Consider the following 15,522-nt stretch of genomic DNA (forward strand, 5'->3'; position numbering starts at 1 on the left):
ACATGGGACTCGAAGAAAAGCTGCCGAGCGGCTTCCTGCTGACCACCGTCGAGCAGGCCGCGGGCTGGGTGCGCAAGGCGTCCGTCTTCCCCGCCACCTTCGGCCTCGCCTGCTGCGCCATCGAGATGATGACCACCGGCGCCGGCCGTTACGACCTGGCGCGCTTCGGCATGGAGGTCTTCCGCGGCTCGCCGCGCCAGGCCGACCTGATGATCGTCGCCGGCCGGGTCAGCCAGAAGATGGCGCCGGTGCTCCGGCAGGTCTACGACCAGATGCCCAACCCGAAATGGGTGATCTCCATGGGCGTCTGCGCCTCCTCGGGCGGCATGTTCAACAACTACGCGATCGTCCAGGGCGTCGACCACATCGTCCCGGTCGACATCTACCTCCCGGGCTGCCCGCCCCGCCCCGAGATGCTGATGGACGCGATCCTCAAGCTCCACCAGAAGATCCAGACCTCCAAGCTCGGTGTGAACGCCAAGGAGGCCGCCCGCGAGGCGGAGGAGGCGGCGCTCAAGGCCCTGCCCACGATCGAGATGAAGGGGCTGCTGCGGTGAGCGACGCGAACGGCACCAACGGCGCGAACGGGTCCGCGAACGGGGTGAACCCCGAGAAGGACCTCTCCGCCTCCAACCTCCCCGGCCAGCGCGGCCAGGGCGGCGAGGAGATCCGCGTCCAGCACGGCATGTTCGGCGCAGCGGGCGGCGGCGACACCTCCGGCTACGGCGGACTCGTCCGCTCGGTCCGCCTGCCGGGACCGACGAGCAGGCCGTACGGCGGCTGGTTCGACGAGGTCGCCGACGAACTCGAAGGCGCTCTGGAGGAACAGGGACTCCTCCCCGAGAACGCCATCGAGAAGACGGTCGTCGACCGCGACGAGCTGACCTTCCACATCGAACGCGAGCACCTGGTCCGCGTCGCCCGTACCCTGCGCGACGACCCGGCCCTGCGCTTCGAACTGTGCACGGGCGTCAGCGGCGTCCACTATCCGCACGACAAGGGCCGCGAGCTGCACGCCGTCTACCACCTGCGCTCGATCACCCACAACCGGCTGATCCGCGTCGAAGTCAGCGCTCCCGACGGTGACCCGCACATCCCGTCGCTGGTCTCCGTCTACCCGACGAACGACTGGCACGAGCGCGAGACCTACGACTTCTTCGGCATCATCTTCGATGATCACCCGGCCCTGACGCGGATCATGATGCCGGACGACTGGCAGGGCCACCCGCAGCGCAAGGACTACCCCCTCGGCGGCATCCCCGTCGAGTACAAGGGCGCCCAGATCCCGGCTCCGGACCAGCGGAGGTCGTACTCGTGAGCACGCAGTCAGCATCCGCGGCCGACGCCGCATCGGCACGCGAGACCACCGAGGGCACCGTATATACGGTCACCGGTGGCGACTGGGACGAGATCGTCCAGTCCGCGACCCGCGCCGACGACGAACGCATCGTCGTCAACATGGGTCCCCAGCACCCGTCCACCCATGGAGTGCTCCGGCTGATCCTGGAGATCGAGGGCGAGACCGTCACCGAGGCCCGCTGCGGCATCGGCTATCTGCACACCGGCATCGAGAAGAACCTCGAGTTCCGCACGTGGACGCAGGGCACCACCTTCGTCACGCGCATGGACTACCTGACGTCCTTCTTCAACGAGACCGCCTACTGTCTCGCCGTCGAGAAACTCCTCGGCATCGAGGACGAGATCAGCGAGCGCGCCAAGATCATCCGTGTGCTCCTGATGGAGCTGAACCGGCTCTCCTCCCACCTGGTGTGCATCGCCACCGGCGGCATGGAGCTGGGCGCCACCACGATCATGATCTACGGATTCCGTGATCGTGAAATGATTCTCGACCTCTACGAGCTCATCACGGGCCTCAGGATGAACCACGCGTACATCCGTCCCGGCGGACTCGCCCAGGACCTGCCGCCCGGCGCGGTGGACCAGATCCGCGAGTTCGTGAGGAAGATGAAGAAGAACCTCCCGGAGTACGACAAGCTCGCCACCGGGAACCCCATCTTCAAGGCCCGTATGCAGGACATCGGCTATCTCGACCTGGCCGGCTGCATGGCTCTCGGAGCCACCGGCCCGATCCTGCGCTCCGCCGGCCTGCCGCACGACCTGCGCAAGGCACAGCCGTACTGCGGCTACGAGACGTACGACTTCGAGATCCCGACCGCCGGCACCTGTGACGCCTACGGCCGCTTCCTGGTCCGCCTGGAGGAGATGCGCCAGTCGCTCGGGATCGTCGAGCAGTGCCTGGACCGGCTCCAGCCCGGGCCGGTCATGGTCGCCGACAAGAAGATCGCCTGGCCCGCCCAGCTCGCCCTGGGGCCGGACGGACTCGGCAACTCCCTCGACCACATCAAGAAGATCATGGGCACCTCCATGGAGGCCCTGATCCACCACTTCAAGCTCGTCACCGAGGGCTTCCGCGTCCCGCCGGGACAGGCGTACGCGGCCGTCGAGTCACCCAAGGGCGAGCTCGGCGTGCACGTCGTCTCCGACGGCGGCACCCGCCCCTACCGGGTCCACTTCCGCGACCCGTCCTTCACCAACCTGCAGGCCATGGCGGCGATGTGCGAAGGCGGCCAGGTCGCCGACGTCATCGTCGCCGTCGCGTCCATCGACCCCGTGATGGGAGGCGTCGACCGGTGACCACCTCTTCTTCGGAGCGGGGCGTCAGCCTGGGCATGCCCGAACTGCCCGCGCCCGCCTACCCGGATGACGTCCGGGCCCGGCTGGAGGCGGACGCGCGCGACGTCATCGCGCGCTACCCGGACTCCCGCTCCGCCCTGCTGCCGCTGCTCCACCTCGTGCAGTCGGAGGAGGGCCATGTCACGCGCACCGGGATGCGGTTCTGTGCGGACATGCTGGACCTGACCACGGCCGAGGTCACCGCCGTCGCCACCTTCTACACCATGTACCGGCGCAGGCCCTCCGGTGACTACCAGGTCGGCGTGTGCACCAACACGCTGTGCGCGGTGATGGGCGGCGACGAGATCTTCGAGACCCTCCAGCAACACCTGGGCGTCGGCAACGGCGAGACCACCGACGACGGCAAGGTCACCCTGGAGCACATCGAGTGCAACGCGGCCTGCGACTTCGCGCCGGTCGTGATGGTCAACTGGGAGTTCTTCGACAACCAGACGCCCGGCAGCGCCAAGCGCCTGGTCGACGATCTGCGCACGGGGCGGCCCGTGCAGCCCACGCGCGGGGCACGGCTGTGCACGTTCAAGGAGACCGCGCGGATGCTGGCCGGCTTCCCCGACGAGCGGCCCGGGGCCGTCGAGGAGGGCGGCAGTGCGGGACCCGCGTCGCTGGTGGGCCTTCGCCTGGCAAGGGGAGAGGCCGCACCCGCGCGCGTGGTCCATCCGCGTGCGCAGGAATCCGAGGACGCGCCGTCCGCCGGCCAGGTCACAGAGGAGGGGGAGTGATGACCGTGGCAGCCGAACTGAAGGACACCAGCCCCGAGAAGCTGCTCGCACCCGTGCTGTCGGCCTTCTGGGACGAGGACCGGTCCTGGACTCTGGACGTCTACCGGAGGCACGAGGGGTACGAGGGGCTCCGCAAGGCGCTCGCCATGTCACCGGACGACCTGATCGCGTACGTCAAGGAGTCCGGGCTGCGAGGCCGCGGCGGCGCGGGATTCCCGACCGGAATGAAGTGGCAGTTCATTCCCCAGGGTGATGGAAAACCGCACTATCTAGTTGTCAACGCCGACGAGTCGGAGCCCGGGACCTGCAAGGACATCCCGCTCCTCTTCGCGAACCCGCATAGCCTCATCGAGGGCATGATCATCGCGTGCTATGCCATCAGGTCGTCGCATGCCTTCATCTATCTGCGTGGTGAAGTCGTCCCCGTTCTGCGGCGGTTGCACGAGGCCGTGCGCGAGGCCTACGCGGCGGGCTACCTCGGCGAGAACATCCTGGGCAGCGGAATCGATCTCCAGCTCACCGTGCACGCGGGCGCCGGCGCGTACATCTGCGGTGAGGAGACCGCACTGCTGGACTCGCTCGAAGGCCGCCGTGGTCAACCGCGGCTGCGTCCCCCCTTCCCTGCGGTGGAAGGCCTCTATGCCTGTCCGACTGTGGTGAATAACGTCGAATCGATCGCGTCAGTTCCCGCCATCCTGCAGAACGGGAAAGATTGGTTCAGGTCGATGGGCAGCGAGAAGTCCCCGGGCTTCACGCTCTACTCGCTCAGCGGCCACGTCGCCAGCCCCGGCCAGTACGAGGCCCCGCTCGGCATCACGCTCCGCCAGCTCCTCGACATGAGCGGCGGGATGCGCCCCGGCCACCGGCTGAAGTTCTGGACGCCGGGCGGCTCCTCGACGCCGATGTTCACCGACGAGCACCTCGACGTCCCCCTTGACTACGAGGGAGTGGGCGCCGCGGGTTCCATGCTCGGCACGAAAGCCCTGCAGTGCTTCGACGAGACGACCTGCGTGGTGCGGGCGGTGACCCGCTGGACCGAGTTCTACGCCCACGAATCCTGCGGCAAGTGCACGCCCTGCCGCGAAGGGACGTACTGGCTGGTGCAGTTGCTGCGGGACATCGAGGCCGGCAAGGGCGTCATGTCCGACCTCGACAAGCTGAACGACATCGCCGACAACATCAACGGCAAGTCCTTCTGCGCCCTCGGCGACGGCGCGGCCTCGCCGATCTTCTCCTCGCTCAAGTACTTCCGCGAGGAGTACGAGCAGCACATCACGGGCCGGGGCTGCCCCTTCGACCCCGCCAAGTCGACGGCCTGGGCGGACCGCCCGGAGGTGAACGCATGACCGTGACCACGAGTTCCCCCGCCGGAGGGGGAGAGGCGGCGGTCCCGCCGGAGGATCTCGTCACGCTGACGATCGACGGCATCGAGATCAGCGTGCCCAAGGGCACCCTGGTCATCCGGGCCGCCGAGCAGCTCGGCGTCGAGATCCCGCGATTCTGCGACCACCCCCTGCTCGACCCCGCCGGCGCCTGCCGCCAGTGCATCGTCGAGGTCGAGGGCCAGCGCAAGCCGATGGCGTCCTGCACCATCACCTGTACCGACGGCATGGTGGTGAAGACCCAGCTCACCTCGCCGGTCGCCGAGAAGGCCCAGCACGGGGTGATGGAGCTGCTGCTCATCAACCACCCGCTGGACTGCCCGGTCTGCGACAAGGGCGGCGAGTGCCCGCTGCAGAACCAGGCCATGTCACACGGCAACGCCGAGTCCCGCTTCGACGGAAAGAAGCGGACCTACGAGAAGCCCGTACCGATCTCCACCCAGGTCCTGCTCGACCGCGAGCGCTGCGTGCTCTGCGCCCGCTGCACCCGCTTCTCCAACCAGATCGCGGGCGACCCGATGATCGAGCTGCTGGAGCGGGGCGCGCTGCAGCAGGTCGGCACCGGCGAGGGCGACCCGTTCGAGTCGTACTTCTCCGGCAACACCATCCAGATCTGCCCGGTCGGCGCCCTGACCTCGGCGGCCTACCGGTTCCGCTCCCGCCCCTTCGACCTCATCTCCTCGCCGTCCGTCTGCGAGCACTGCTCCGGCGGCTGCGCGACCCGCACCGACCACCGGCGCGGCAAGGTCATGCGGCGGCTCGCCGCCAGCGACCCCGAGGTCAACGAGGAGTGGATGTGCGACAAGGGACGCTTCGCGTTCCGGTACGCACAGCTCAAGGACCGCCTCGACACCCCCCTGGTCCGGGGCGCCGACGGAACCCTGGCACCCGCCTCGTGGCCGGAGGCGCTGGAGGCCGCCGCGCGCGGGCTCGGTGCCGCCCGCTCCCGGGCCGGCGTCCTCATCGGCGGTCGGCTGACCGTCGAGGACGCCTACGCCTACAGCAAGTTCGCCCGCGTGGCGCTCGACACCAACGACATCGACTTCCGCGCGCGCGTGCACAGTGGCGAGGAGTCGGACTTCCTGGCCTCCCGGGTGGCCGGCCGCGGCCGTGACCTCGACGGTACGGGCGTCACGTACACCTCCCTGGAGAAGGCGCCCGCCGTCCTGCTGGTCGGCTTCGAGTCGGAGGAGGAGGCGCCCGGCGTCTTCCTGCGCCTGCGCAAGGCCTGGCGGGGGCACAAGCAGCAGGTGTTCGCGCTGGCCACGCACGCGACCCGCGGCCTGCGGAAGGCGGGCGGCACCCTGCTGCCGGCCGCGCCCGGCACCGAGACCGAGTGGCTGGACGCCCTCGCGAACGGCGCCGGCCTGGAGGAGCCCGGCACGCTGGCCTCGCAGGCCCTGCGCGCCGAGGGCGCGGTCATCGTCGTCGGCGAGCGGCTCGCCTCGGTCGCGGGCGGTCTCACCGCCGCCGCCCGCGCCGCCACCGCGACCGGCGCCCGGCTGGTATGGATCCCGCGCCGGGCCGGTGAACGCGGTGCCGTCGAGGTGGGCGCGCTGCCGTCGCTGCTGCCGGGCGGCCGCCCGGCGACCGACCCGCGCGCGCGGGAGGAGGTCGCCGCCGCCTGGGGGCTCGCCGAACTCCCGCTGCACTACGGCCGCGACACCCACCACATCCTCGAAGCCGCCGCCACCGGTGAGCTGTCGGCGCTCGTCGTCGCCGGAGTGGAGGTCGCCGACCTCCCCGACCCGGCACGCGCGCGTGAGGCACTGGACAGCGTCGGCTTCCTGGTGTCACTGGAGCTGCGGCCCAGTGAGGTCACCGACCACGCCGACGTCGTCCTGCCGGTCGCCGCGGTCGCCGAGAAGGCGGGCACCTTCCTCAACTGGGAGGGCAGGGTGCGGTTCTTCGACGCCGCGCTCAAGCCCGACCAGATGACGCGCCGCCTCGCACCGACCGACGCGCGCGTGCTGCAGATGCTCGCCGACGCCATGGACGTCCACCTGGGCCTGCCGGATCTGCGCACCACGCGCGCGGAGATCGACCGGCTCGGCTCCTGGGGCGGCCCGCGCGCCACCGAGCCCCAGGAAGTGGCGGGTGTGCTGCCCCGTCCGGCCGTCGGTGAGGCCGTACTCGCCGGGCACCGGCTGCTGCTCGACCAGGGCGTCCTCCAACAGGGCGACGAGGCGCTCGCCGGTACCCGGCACGCCGCCCACGCGCGCGTGTCGGCGGCGACGGCCGCCGAGGCGGGCGTCAAGGACGGTGACCTGTTCGCCGTCACCGGACCGGCCGGCACGGTCGAACTCCCGCTTCAGATCACCGAGATGCCCGACCGGGTGGTCTGGCTCCCGCTGAACTCCGCCGGCGCCGGCGTCGCCTCCGACACCGGGGCACAGCCCGGCTCCCTCGTCCGCATCGGCCCGGCGGCAGTCGCCGAAGAGGCCCCCAAGGAGGTGGAGGCATGAGCCCGTATCTCGCCGCTGAAGACCTCTCGATGTTCGGCCGCGACCCCTGGTGGCTGGTCGTCGTCAAGGCCGTCTTCTGCTTCGCCTTCCTGATGGTGACCGTGCTGTTCTCCATCGTCTGGGAGCGCAAGGTCGTCGCCTGGATGCAGCTGCGCATCGGTCCCAACCGGCACGGCCCCTGGGGCATGCTCCAGTCGCTCGCCGACGGCATCAAGCTGATGCTCAAGGAAGACGTCATCGTCAAACGCGCGGACAAGGCCGTCTACGTCCTCGCGCCGATCGTCGCGGCCATCCCGGCCTTCATGGCGATCGCGGTGATCCCTTTCGGCCCTGCCGACAACGAGATCTCCATCTTCGGTACGCGCACCACGATGCAGCTCACCGACCTGCCGATCGCGATGCTCTACATCCTCGCGGTCGCCTCCGTCGGCATCTACGGCATCGTGCTCGCGGGTTGGAGTTCTGGATCCACCTACCCGCTGCTCGGCGGCCTCCGTTCCTGCGCGCAGATGATCTCCTACGAGATCGCCATGGGCGCCGCGTTCGCCTCGGTGTTCCTGTACTCGGGGTCGATGTCGACGTCCACGATCGTGGAGCAGCAGCACGACCGCTGGTACATCCTGCTGCTGCCGGTCTCCTTCATCCTCTACATCGTCACGATGGTCGGCGAGACCAACCGCGCCCCCTTCGACATGCCGGAGTCCGAGGGCGACCTGGTCGGCGGCTTCAACACGGAGTACTCGTCCATCAAGTTCGCGATGTTCATGCTCGCCGAGTACGTGAACATGGTGACGGTCTCGGCCGTCTCGACCACCCTGTTCCTGGGCGGCTGGCGAGCCCCCTGGCCGATCAGCTCCTTCTGGGCGGGCGCGAACCACGGCTGGTGGCCGCTGCTCTGGTTCGTGATCAAGGTCCAGTTGCTGCTGTTCTTCTTCATCTGGCTGCGCGGCACGCTCCCCCGGGTCCGCTACGACCAGCTGATGAAGCTCGGCTGGAAGGTCCTCATCCCGGTCTCCGTGACCTGGCTGATGCTGGTGGCGACCGTACGGGCCCTGCGCAACGAGCACTACGACTTCGCCGACATCGCTCTCTACGTCGGTGGCGGCGTCCTGGCCCTGCTGCTCATCTCCTTCGTCGCCGACATGTTCCGCGAGAAGGCGAAGACGGCCGAGCAGCCCGCCTCCCAGCAGCCCGGATTCGACCCGATGGCGGGCGGATTCCCGGTCCCGCCGCTGCCCGGACAGGAGCTGCCACCCGTGCCGAGGCGCCGCCCCCGCCGCGAGCGCGAGCTGATTGTCAGTGGTGGGTCGGACACTGTCAGTGACGGATCTTCGGATGGAAAGGAGGCGTCCGATGGCTGAGGAGCCCAAGGAGACCGCACCCGGTTTCCAGAACCCCGTTGCCGGCTTCGGCGTGACCTTCAAGGCCATGTTCAAGAAGCGGCTGACCGAGCAGTACCCGGAGCAGAAGAAGACCACGGCTCCGCGGTTCCACGGACGGCACCAGCTCAACCGCCATCCGGACGGCCTGGAGAAGTGCGTCGGCTGCGAGCTGTGCGCCTGGGCCTGCCCCGCCGACGCGATCTATGTGGAGGGCGCCGACAACACCGACGAGGAGCGCTACTCGCCGGGCGAGCGGTACGGCCGCGTCTACCAGATCAACTACGCCCGCTGCATCCTGTGCGGCCTGTGCATCGAGGCGTGCCCCACGCGCGCGTTGACGATGACCAACGAGTTCGAGCTGGCCGACTCCAGCCGCGCCAACCTCATCTACACCAAGGAACAGCTGCTCGCCGGGCTCGAGGAGGGCATGGTCGACACGCCCCACGCGATCTTCCCGGGGACGGACGAACAGGACTACTACCGGGGCCTGGTGACCCAGGCCGCTCCTGGCACGGACCGCCAGGTCGCAGTCTCCAAGGGAGAGAAGCCCGAGGACCAGGAGGTGGAAGCATGAGCCCACAGCTCGCGGCCTACACCACCTCCACCGGAGAGGCCTTCCAGTTCTGGGTCCTCGCCACGATCGCGGTGATCGGCGCCCTGTGCACCGTCTTCATGAAGAAGGCCGTGCACAGCGCGCTGTGTCTCGCCGGCACCATGATCGTCCTGGCGGTGTTCTACCTCGCCAACGGCGCCTACTTCCTCGGCATCGTGCAGATCGTCGTCTACACGGGCGCGATCATGATGCTGTTCCTGTTCGTGGTGATGCTCGTCGGCGTGACGGCGGCGGACTCGCTCAAGGAGACCATCAAGGGCCAGCGCTGGCTGGCCCTTCTCTGCGGGGTCGGCTTCGGCGTCCTGCTCCTCACCGGCATCGGCAACGCTTCCTTGAAGGAGTTCACCGGCACCGGCCAGGCGAACGCGAACGGCAATGTGGAGGGCCTCGCCTCCCTCATCTTCACCAAGTACGTCTTCGCCTTCGAAATCACCGGCGCCCTGCTGATCACGGCCGCCATCGGCGCCATGGTGCTCACGCACCGGGAGCGCACCGAGCGCGCCAAGACCCAGCGCGAGCTGGCCGAAGAGCGCATCCGCGACGGCAAGCACATCCCGCCGCTGCCCGCCCCCGGCGTCTACGCCCGGCACAACGCCGTCGACATCGCCGGCCTGCTGCCCGACGGCACCCCGTCCGAGCTGACCGTCAACAAGACGCTGCGCGAGCGCGGCCAGATCCGCGACGTTTCGGCCGAGGCGCTCGGCGACCTGCGGGCGCTGGAACAGCGCGCGGAGGAGCGCCTGGAGCGCACGGAGATCGAACCGGCGACGTTCAAGCGGTCCGAGGAGGCGTCGAAGTGAACCCGGTCAACTACCTCTATCTCGCCGCTCTGTTGTTCACGATCGGCGCGACCGGCGTCCTGATCCGGCGCAACGCCATCGTGGTCTTCATGTGCATCGAGCTGATGCTGAACGCCTGCAACCTCGCGTTCGTCACCTTCTCCCGGATGCACGGCAACCTCGACGGCCAGATCATCGCCTTCTTCACGATGGTCGTCGCCGCCGCGGAGGTCGTGGTGGGCCTCGCGATCATCGTGTCGCTGTTCCGTACCCGCCACTCGGCCTCGGTCGACGACGCCAGCCTGATGAAGCTGTAAGGGGTCGGAAGAATCGTGGAGAACCTGATCGCGCTGCTCATCGCGGCGCCCCTGCTCGGAGCGGCCGTCCTGCTGGTCGGCGGCCGGCGCCTCGACCGCGTCGGCCACTGGATCGGCACGCTCCTGTCGGCCGCCTCCTTCGTGTTCGGCCTGATCCTCTTCGCCGACCTGCTCGGCAAGAACGCCGAACACCGCACCCTGATCAAGCACCTGTTCAGCTGGGTCCCGGTGGCCGGCTTCCAGGCGGACGCCACCCTCCGCCTGGACCAGCTGTCGATGACGTTCGTGCTGCTCATCACGGGCGTCGGCTCGCTGATCCACCTGTACTCGGTCGGGTACATGGAGCACGACGAGCGCCGCCGCCGCTTCTTCGGGTATCTGAACCTGTTCCTCGCGGCGATGCTCCTGCTCGTCCTCGCCGACAACTACCTGCTGCTGTACGTCGGCTGGGAAGGTGTCGGTCTCGCCTCGTACCTGCTGATCGGCTTCTGGCAGCACAAGCCCAGCGCCGCGACGGCCGCGAAGAAGGCCTTCCTGGTCAACCGCGTCGGCGACATGGGCCTGTCGATCGCGATCATGCTGATGTTCGCGACGTTCGGGACCTTCGCCTTCGGCCCGGTCCTCAGCCACGCGACCGACGCCTCCCAGGGCAAGCTCACCGCGATCGGCCTGATGCTGCTGCTCGCCGCCTGCGGCAAGTCGGCCCAGGTACCGCTGCAGTCCTGGCTCGGTGACGCCATGGAGGGTCCGACCCCGGTCTCGGCCCTGATCCACGCGGCGACGATGGTGACCGCGGGCGTGTACCTCATCGTCCGCTCGGGAGCCATCTTCAACGCGGCGCCCGACGCACAGCTCGCCGTCACCGTCGTCGGCGCCGTCACGCTCCTGTTCGGTGCGATCGTCGGTTGCGCGAAGGACGACATCAAGAAGGCGCTGGCCGGTTCGACCATGTCGCAGATCGGCTACATGGTGCTGGCCGCGGGCCTCGGCCCCATCGGCTACGTCTTCGCGATCATGCACCTGGTCACGCACGGCTTCTTCAAGGCCGGGCTGTTCCTCGGTGCGGGCTCCGTCATGCACGGCATGAACGACGAGGTCGACATGCGCAAGTACGGCGGCCTCAGGACGTACATGCCGGTCACCTTCATCACCTTCGGCCTCGGCTACCTCGCCATCATCGGCTTCCCGGGCCTGTCCGGATTCTTCTCCAAGGACAAGATCATCGAGGCGGCCTTCGCGAAGGGCGGCACCGAGGGGTGGATCCTCGGCGGCGCGGCCCTGCTGGGAGCGGCCATCACCGCCTTCTACATGACGCGCGTGATGCTGATGACGTTCTTCGGCGAGAAGCGCTGGCAGCCCGACGAGAACGGCCACGAGCCGCACCCGCACGAGTCCCCGAAGGTCATGACGATCCCGATGATCGTGCTGGCCGTCGGATCGGTCTTCGCCGGTGGCCTCTTCAGCATCGGCGATCGCTTCCTGCACTGGCTGGAGCCGGTCACCGGGCACAGTGAGGGCCACTCCCCGGTCAGCGCCTGGACGGTCACCGGGGCGACCATGGTCTGCCTGCTCGTCGGCGTCGGCATCGCCTGGGCACAGTACGGGCGCAAACCCGTGCCTGCCGTCGCCCCGCGCGGCTCGCTGCTCACCCGCGTGGCCCGGCGCGATCTGCTCCAGGACGACTTCAACCATGTGGTCCTGGTCCGTGGCGGCGAGCACCTGACGCGTTCTCTGGTGTACGTCGACCACACCCTGGTCGACGGCGTCGTCAACGGCACGGCGGCCGGCTTCGGCGGCCTGTCCGGGCGGCTGCGCCGGCTCCAGAACGGCTTCGCCCGCTCCTACGCGGTCTCGATGTTCGGCGGCGCGGCACTCCTGGTCGCCGCGACCCTGCTGATGAGGGCGGTCTGATACCGATGTCCTTTCCTCTGCTGACAGCGACGGCGGCGCTCCCGGCCGTGGGGGCCGTTGCCACGGCCGCCGTACCGGCCGCGCGTCGCACCGCCGCCAAGTGGCTGGCGCTGCTCGTCTCGCTCGCCACACTCGCCCTGGCGATCACCATCCTGGTCCGCTTCGACCCCGGCGGCTCCCGCTACCAGCTCACCGAATCCCACGCCTGGATCAAGGACTTCGGGGTCAGGTACGAGCTGGGCGTGGACGGCATCGCGGTGGCGCTGATCGCGCTGACCGCCCTGCTGATCCCGTTCATCATCCTCGCCGGCTGGCACGACGCAGACCCGCTGGAGACCGGCAGCCGGCGCTGGCGGCCCACCCAGGGCTTCTTCGGGCTGATCCTCGCCGTCGAGGCGATGGTGGTCATCTCCTTCGAGGCCACCGACGTCTTCCTCTTCTACATCTTCTTCGAAGCCATGCTCATCCCGATGTACTTCCTCATCGGCGGCTTCGGAGACCGCGCCCACGCGCAGGGCGAGGAAGCGGCCTCGAAGCAACGGTCGTACGCGGCCGTGAAGTTCCTCCTCTACAACCTGGTCGGCGGTCTGATCATGCTGGCCGCGGTGATCGGCCTCTACGTGGTGGCCGGTAACTTCAGCCTCGCGGAGATCGCGCAGGCCCGCGCCAACGGCTCGCTGCACATGGCGACAAGCACCGAACGCTGGCTGTTCCTCGGCTTCTTCTTCGCCTTCGCCGTGAAGGCGCCGCTGTGGCCGCTGCACACCTGGCTGCCCAACGCCATGCAGGAATCCACCGCTCCGGTCGCCGTCCTCATCACCGCGGTGGTCGACAAGGTGGGCACCTTCGCGATGCTCCGCTTCTGCCTCCAGCTGTTCCCGGAGGCCAGCAAGTGGGCGACGCCCGTCATCCTCGTACTGGCGCTCATCAGCATCGTCTACGGCGCACTGCTCGCCGTCGGCCAGCGGGACATCAAGCGCCTGGTCGCCTACGCGTCGATCTCGCACTTCGGCTTCATCGTCATGGGCATCTTCGCGATGACCAGCCAGGGCCAGTCCGGCGCCACGCTCTACATGGTCAACCACGGCATCTCCACGGCCGCGCTGATGCTGGTCGCCGGCTTCCTGATCTCCCGGCGCGGTTCGCGGCTCATCGCCGACTACGGCGGTGTGCAGAAAGTCGCCCCGGTGCTCGCCGGCACCTTCCTGATCGGCAGCCTCGCGACTCTCTCGCTCCCCGGCCTCGCGCCGTTCGTGAGTGAATTCCTCGTCCTGGTCGGCACGTTCACGCGGCACCCGGCGATCGGCATCATCGCCACCTTCGGCATCGTCCTCGCTGCGCTCTACACCCTCGTGCTCTACCAGCGCACGATGACGGGCCCGGTGAAGCCCGAGGTCTCGGCGATGCCGGACCTCCGCGCGCGCGAGCTGGTGGTGGTCGCCCCGCTGATCGTGCTGTTGATCTTCCTGGGCGTCTATCCGAAGCCCGTCACGGACATCGTCAACCCGGCGGTCAAGCAGACCATGTCCGACGTACACAAGACCGACCCCAAGCCCTCGGTGGAGGCGGCCAAGTGAGCACAGCAGCCGTCCACAGCCTGTGGACAACCGCGGCCGAGCCGATCTCGAAGATCCCGGCGCCAAAGATCGAATACGGGCAATTGTCGCCGACCCTGATCGTCCTCGGCGCGGCACTGGTCGGCGTCCTGGTCGAGGCGTTCGCCCCACGCAAGTCCCGCTACTACGCACAGGTGTTCGTGTCCGTCGTAGCCCTGTGCGCCGCGTTCGCCGCGGTGGTCGCGCTCGCGGCCGACGGCTACGGCACCACCAAGGCGCACATCGCGGCGATGGGCGCGATCGCGGTCGACGGCCCGGCTCTGTTCCTGCAGGGCACGATTCTGCTGGCCGGCCTGGTCGCCCTGTTCACCTTCGCGGAGCGGCGCCTGGACCCGGCCGCACACGGCAACCGCGTCGACTCCTTCGCCGCGCAGGCCGCCGCCGTTCCGGGCGGCGACGGCGAGAAGGCGGCGGTCAAGGCCGGTTTCACCACAACAGAGGTCTTCCCGCTTCTCCTCTTCGCGATCGCCGGCATGCTGGTGTTCCCCTCGGCCAACGATCTGCTGACACTGTTCGTGGCCCTGGAGGTCTTCTCCCTGCCGCTCTACCTGCTGTGCGCATTGGCCCGCCGCAAGCGGCTGATGTCGCAGGAGGCCGCGGTCAAGTACTTCCTGCTCGGCGCGTTCGCCTCGGCGTTCACGCTGTTCGGCATCGCCCTGCTGTACGGCTACGCGGGCTCGGTGTCGTATGCGCGCATCGCGCAGGTCGTGGACGGCACGGTCACCAACGTCGACCCGGCGCTCGCCAACACCATGGGCAACGACGCGCTGCTGCTCATCGGCGGGGCCATGATCGTGATGGGTCTGCTGTTCAAGGTGGGCGCGGTGCCGTTCCACATGTGGACGCCCGACGTCTACCAGGGGGCGCCGACCCCCGTCACCGGCTTCATGGCGGCGGCGACCAAGGTGGCCGCGTTCGGCGCGCTGCTGCGGCTGCTGTACGTCGTCCTGCCGGGCATGCGCTGGGACTGGCGACCGGTCATGTGGGCGGTGGCGATCATCACCATGCTGGGCGGTGCGATCGTCGCGATCACACAGACCGACATCAAGCGGCTGCTGGCGTACTCGTCGATCGCGCACGCCGGATTCATCCTCGCGGGTGTCATCGCCACGTCGAAGGACGGCGTATCGTCGGTCCTCTTCTACCTGGCCGGCTACTCCTTCGTGACGATCGGCGCCTTCGCGGTGGTCACGCTGGTGCGCGACGCGGGCGGCGAGGCGACCCACCTGTCCAAGTGGGCGGGGCTCGGCCGCCGCTCTCCGCTGGTGGCGGCGGTCTTCGCCGTGTTCCTTCTGGCCTTCGCCGGTATTCCGCTGACCTCCGGCTTCGCCGGGAAGTTCGCCGTGTTCAAGGCGGCGGCGGCCGGTGGTGCGGCACCGCTGGTCGTCATCGGTGTGATCTCCTCGGCGATCGCCGCGTTCTTCTACATCCGCGTGATCGTCCTGATGTTCTTCAGCGAACCGAGTCCGGAGGGCCCGACCGTGGCCGTCCCGTCCCCGCTGACCACGGCGGCGATCACCGTCGGCGTGGCGGTGACACTGGTACTCGGTGTGGCCCCGCAGTACTTCCTGAACCTGGCCGGCCAGGCGGGGGTGTTCGTTCGCTGACGCTTGCCGCGTGCAG

At 68.8% G+C, this 15,522-nt stretch carries 13 protein-coding genes; all 13 read left to right on the forward strand.

What is annotated here, in order from left to right; genetic code table 11:
* The first annotated feature begins 2 nt into the window (after positions 1-2).
* The 13 genes from ADK64_RS02800 to nuoN are packed head-to-tail and all read left to right on the forward strand — an operon-like array spanning position 3 to position 15,506.
* Entirely contained in the window at positions 3-557 is a 555-nt protein-coding gene (locus ADK64_RS02800; RefSeq protein ID WP_053654534.1) for a NuoB/complex I 20 kDa subunit family protein, read from the forward strand.
* On the forward strand, positions 554-1,318 hold the full coding sequence (locus ADK64_RS02805) for an NADH-quinone oxidoreductase subunit C (RefSeq protein WP_053654535.1): 765 nt from the start codon (positions 554-556) through the stop codon (positions 1,316-1,318). Before ADK64_RS02800 ends, ADK64_RS02805 begins: the two co-directional genes overlap by 4 nt.
* Positions 1,315-2,655 carry an NADH-quinone oxidoreductase subunit D gene (locus ADK64_RS02810; protein WP_053654536.1) on the forward strand — a complete coding sequence of 447 codons (1,341 nt, stop codon included), beginning with the start codon at positions 1,315-1,317 and terminating at the stop codon, positions 2,653-2,655. Before ADK64_RS02805 ends, ADK64_RS02810 begins: the two co-directional genes overlap by 4 nt.
* Entirely contained in the window at positions 2,652-3,434 is a 783-nt protein-coding gene (nuoE, locus tag ADK64_RS02815; protein ID WP_053654537.1) for an NADH-quinone oxidoreductase subunit NuoE, read from the forward strand. The genes ADK64_RS02810 and nuoE overlap by 4 nt, the downstream gene beginning before the upstream one ends.
* The gene (nuoF, locus tag ADK64_RS02820) at positions 3,431-4,780 is read left to right on the forward strand and encodes an NADH-quinone oxidoreductase subunit NuoF (protein ID WP_199829460.1); all 1,350 of its coding nucleotides are present in this window, start codon (positions 3,431-3,433) and stop codon (positions 4,778-4,780) included. Before nuoE ends, nuoF begins: the two co-directional genes overlap by 4 nt.
* Positions 4,777-7,281, forward strand: a complete 2,505-nt coding sequence (locus ADK64_RS02825; RefSeq protein ID WP_053654539.1) for an NADH-quinone oxidoreductase subunit G — start codon at positions 4,777-4,779, stop codon at positions 7,279-7,281. The genes nuoF and ADK64_RS02825 overlap by 4 nt, the downstream gene beginning before the upstream one ends.
* Complete coding sequence (gene nuoH / locus ADK64_RS02830; protein ID WP_053654540.1) at positions 7,278-8,642, forward strand: NADH-quinone oxidoreductase subunit NuoH; 1,365 nt, start codon at positions 7,278-7,280, stop codon at positions 8,640-8,642. Before ADK64_RS02825 ends, nuoH begins: the two co-directional genes overlap by 4 nt.
* The gene (gene nuoI / locus ADK64_RS02835) at positions 8,635-9,237 is read left to right on the forward strand and encodes an NADH-quinone oxidoreductase subunit NuoI (RefSeq protein WP_053654541.1); all 603 of its coding nucleotides are present in this window, start codon (positions 8,635-8,637) and stop codon (positions 9,235-9,237) included. The genes nuoH and nuoI overlap by 8 nt, the downstream gene beginning before the upstream one ends.
* On the forward strand, positions 9,234-10,076 hold the full coding sequence (locus ADK64_RS02840; RefSeq protein WP_053654542.1) for an NADH-quinone oxidoreductase subunit J: 843 nt from the start codon (positions 9,234-9,236) through the stop codon (positions 10,074-10,076). Before nuoI ends, ADK64_RS02840 begins: the two co-directional genes overlap by 4 nt.
* A complete protein-coding gene (gene nuoK, locus ADK64_RS02845; RefSeq protein ID WP_023547474.1) occupies positions 10,073-10,372 on the forward strand; it encodes an NADH-quinone oxidoreductase subunit NuoK in 300 nt (99 codons plus the stop codon). The genes ADK64_RS02840 and nuoK overlap by 4 nt, the downstream gene beginning before the upstream one ends.
* A gap of 15 nt (positions 10,373-10,387) precedes the next feature.
* Complete coding sequence (nuoL, locus tag ADK64_RS02850; protein WP_053654543.1) at positions 10,388-12,283, forward strand: NADH-quinone oxidoreductase subunit L; 1,896 nt, start codon at positions 10,388-10,390, stop codon at positions 12,281-12,283.
* A gap of 5 nt (positions 12,284-12,288) precedes the next feature.
* Positions 12,289-13,860 (forward strand): NADH-quinone oxidoreductase subunit M, encoded by a 1,572-nt coding sequence (locus ADK64_RS02855; RefSeq protein ID WP_053654544.1) that lies wholly within the window; start codon positions 12,289-12,291, stop codon positions 13,858-13,860.
* Positions 13,857-15,506: an NADH-quinone oxidoreductase subunit NuoN gene (gene nuoN, locus ADK64_RS02860; protein WP_053654545.1), complete on the forward strand. Its 1,650-nt coding sequence runs from the start codon at positions 13,857-13,859 to the stop codon at positions 15,504-15,506. Before ADK64_RS02855 ends, nuoN begins: the two co-directional genes overlap by 4 nt.
* Positions 15,507-15,522 lie beyond the last annotated feature (16 nt).

Source organism: Streptomyces sp. MMG1121 (genome assembly GCF_001280015.1).
GTDB lineage: Bacteria > Actinomycetota > Actinomycetes > Streptomycetales > Streptomycetaceae > Streptomyces.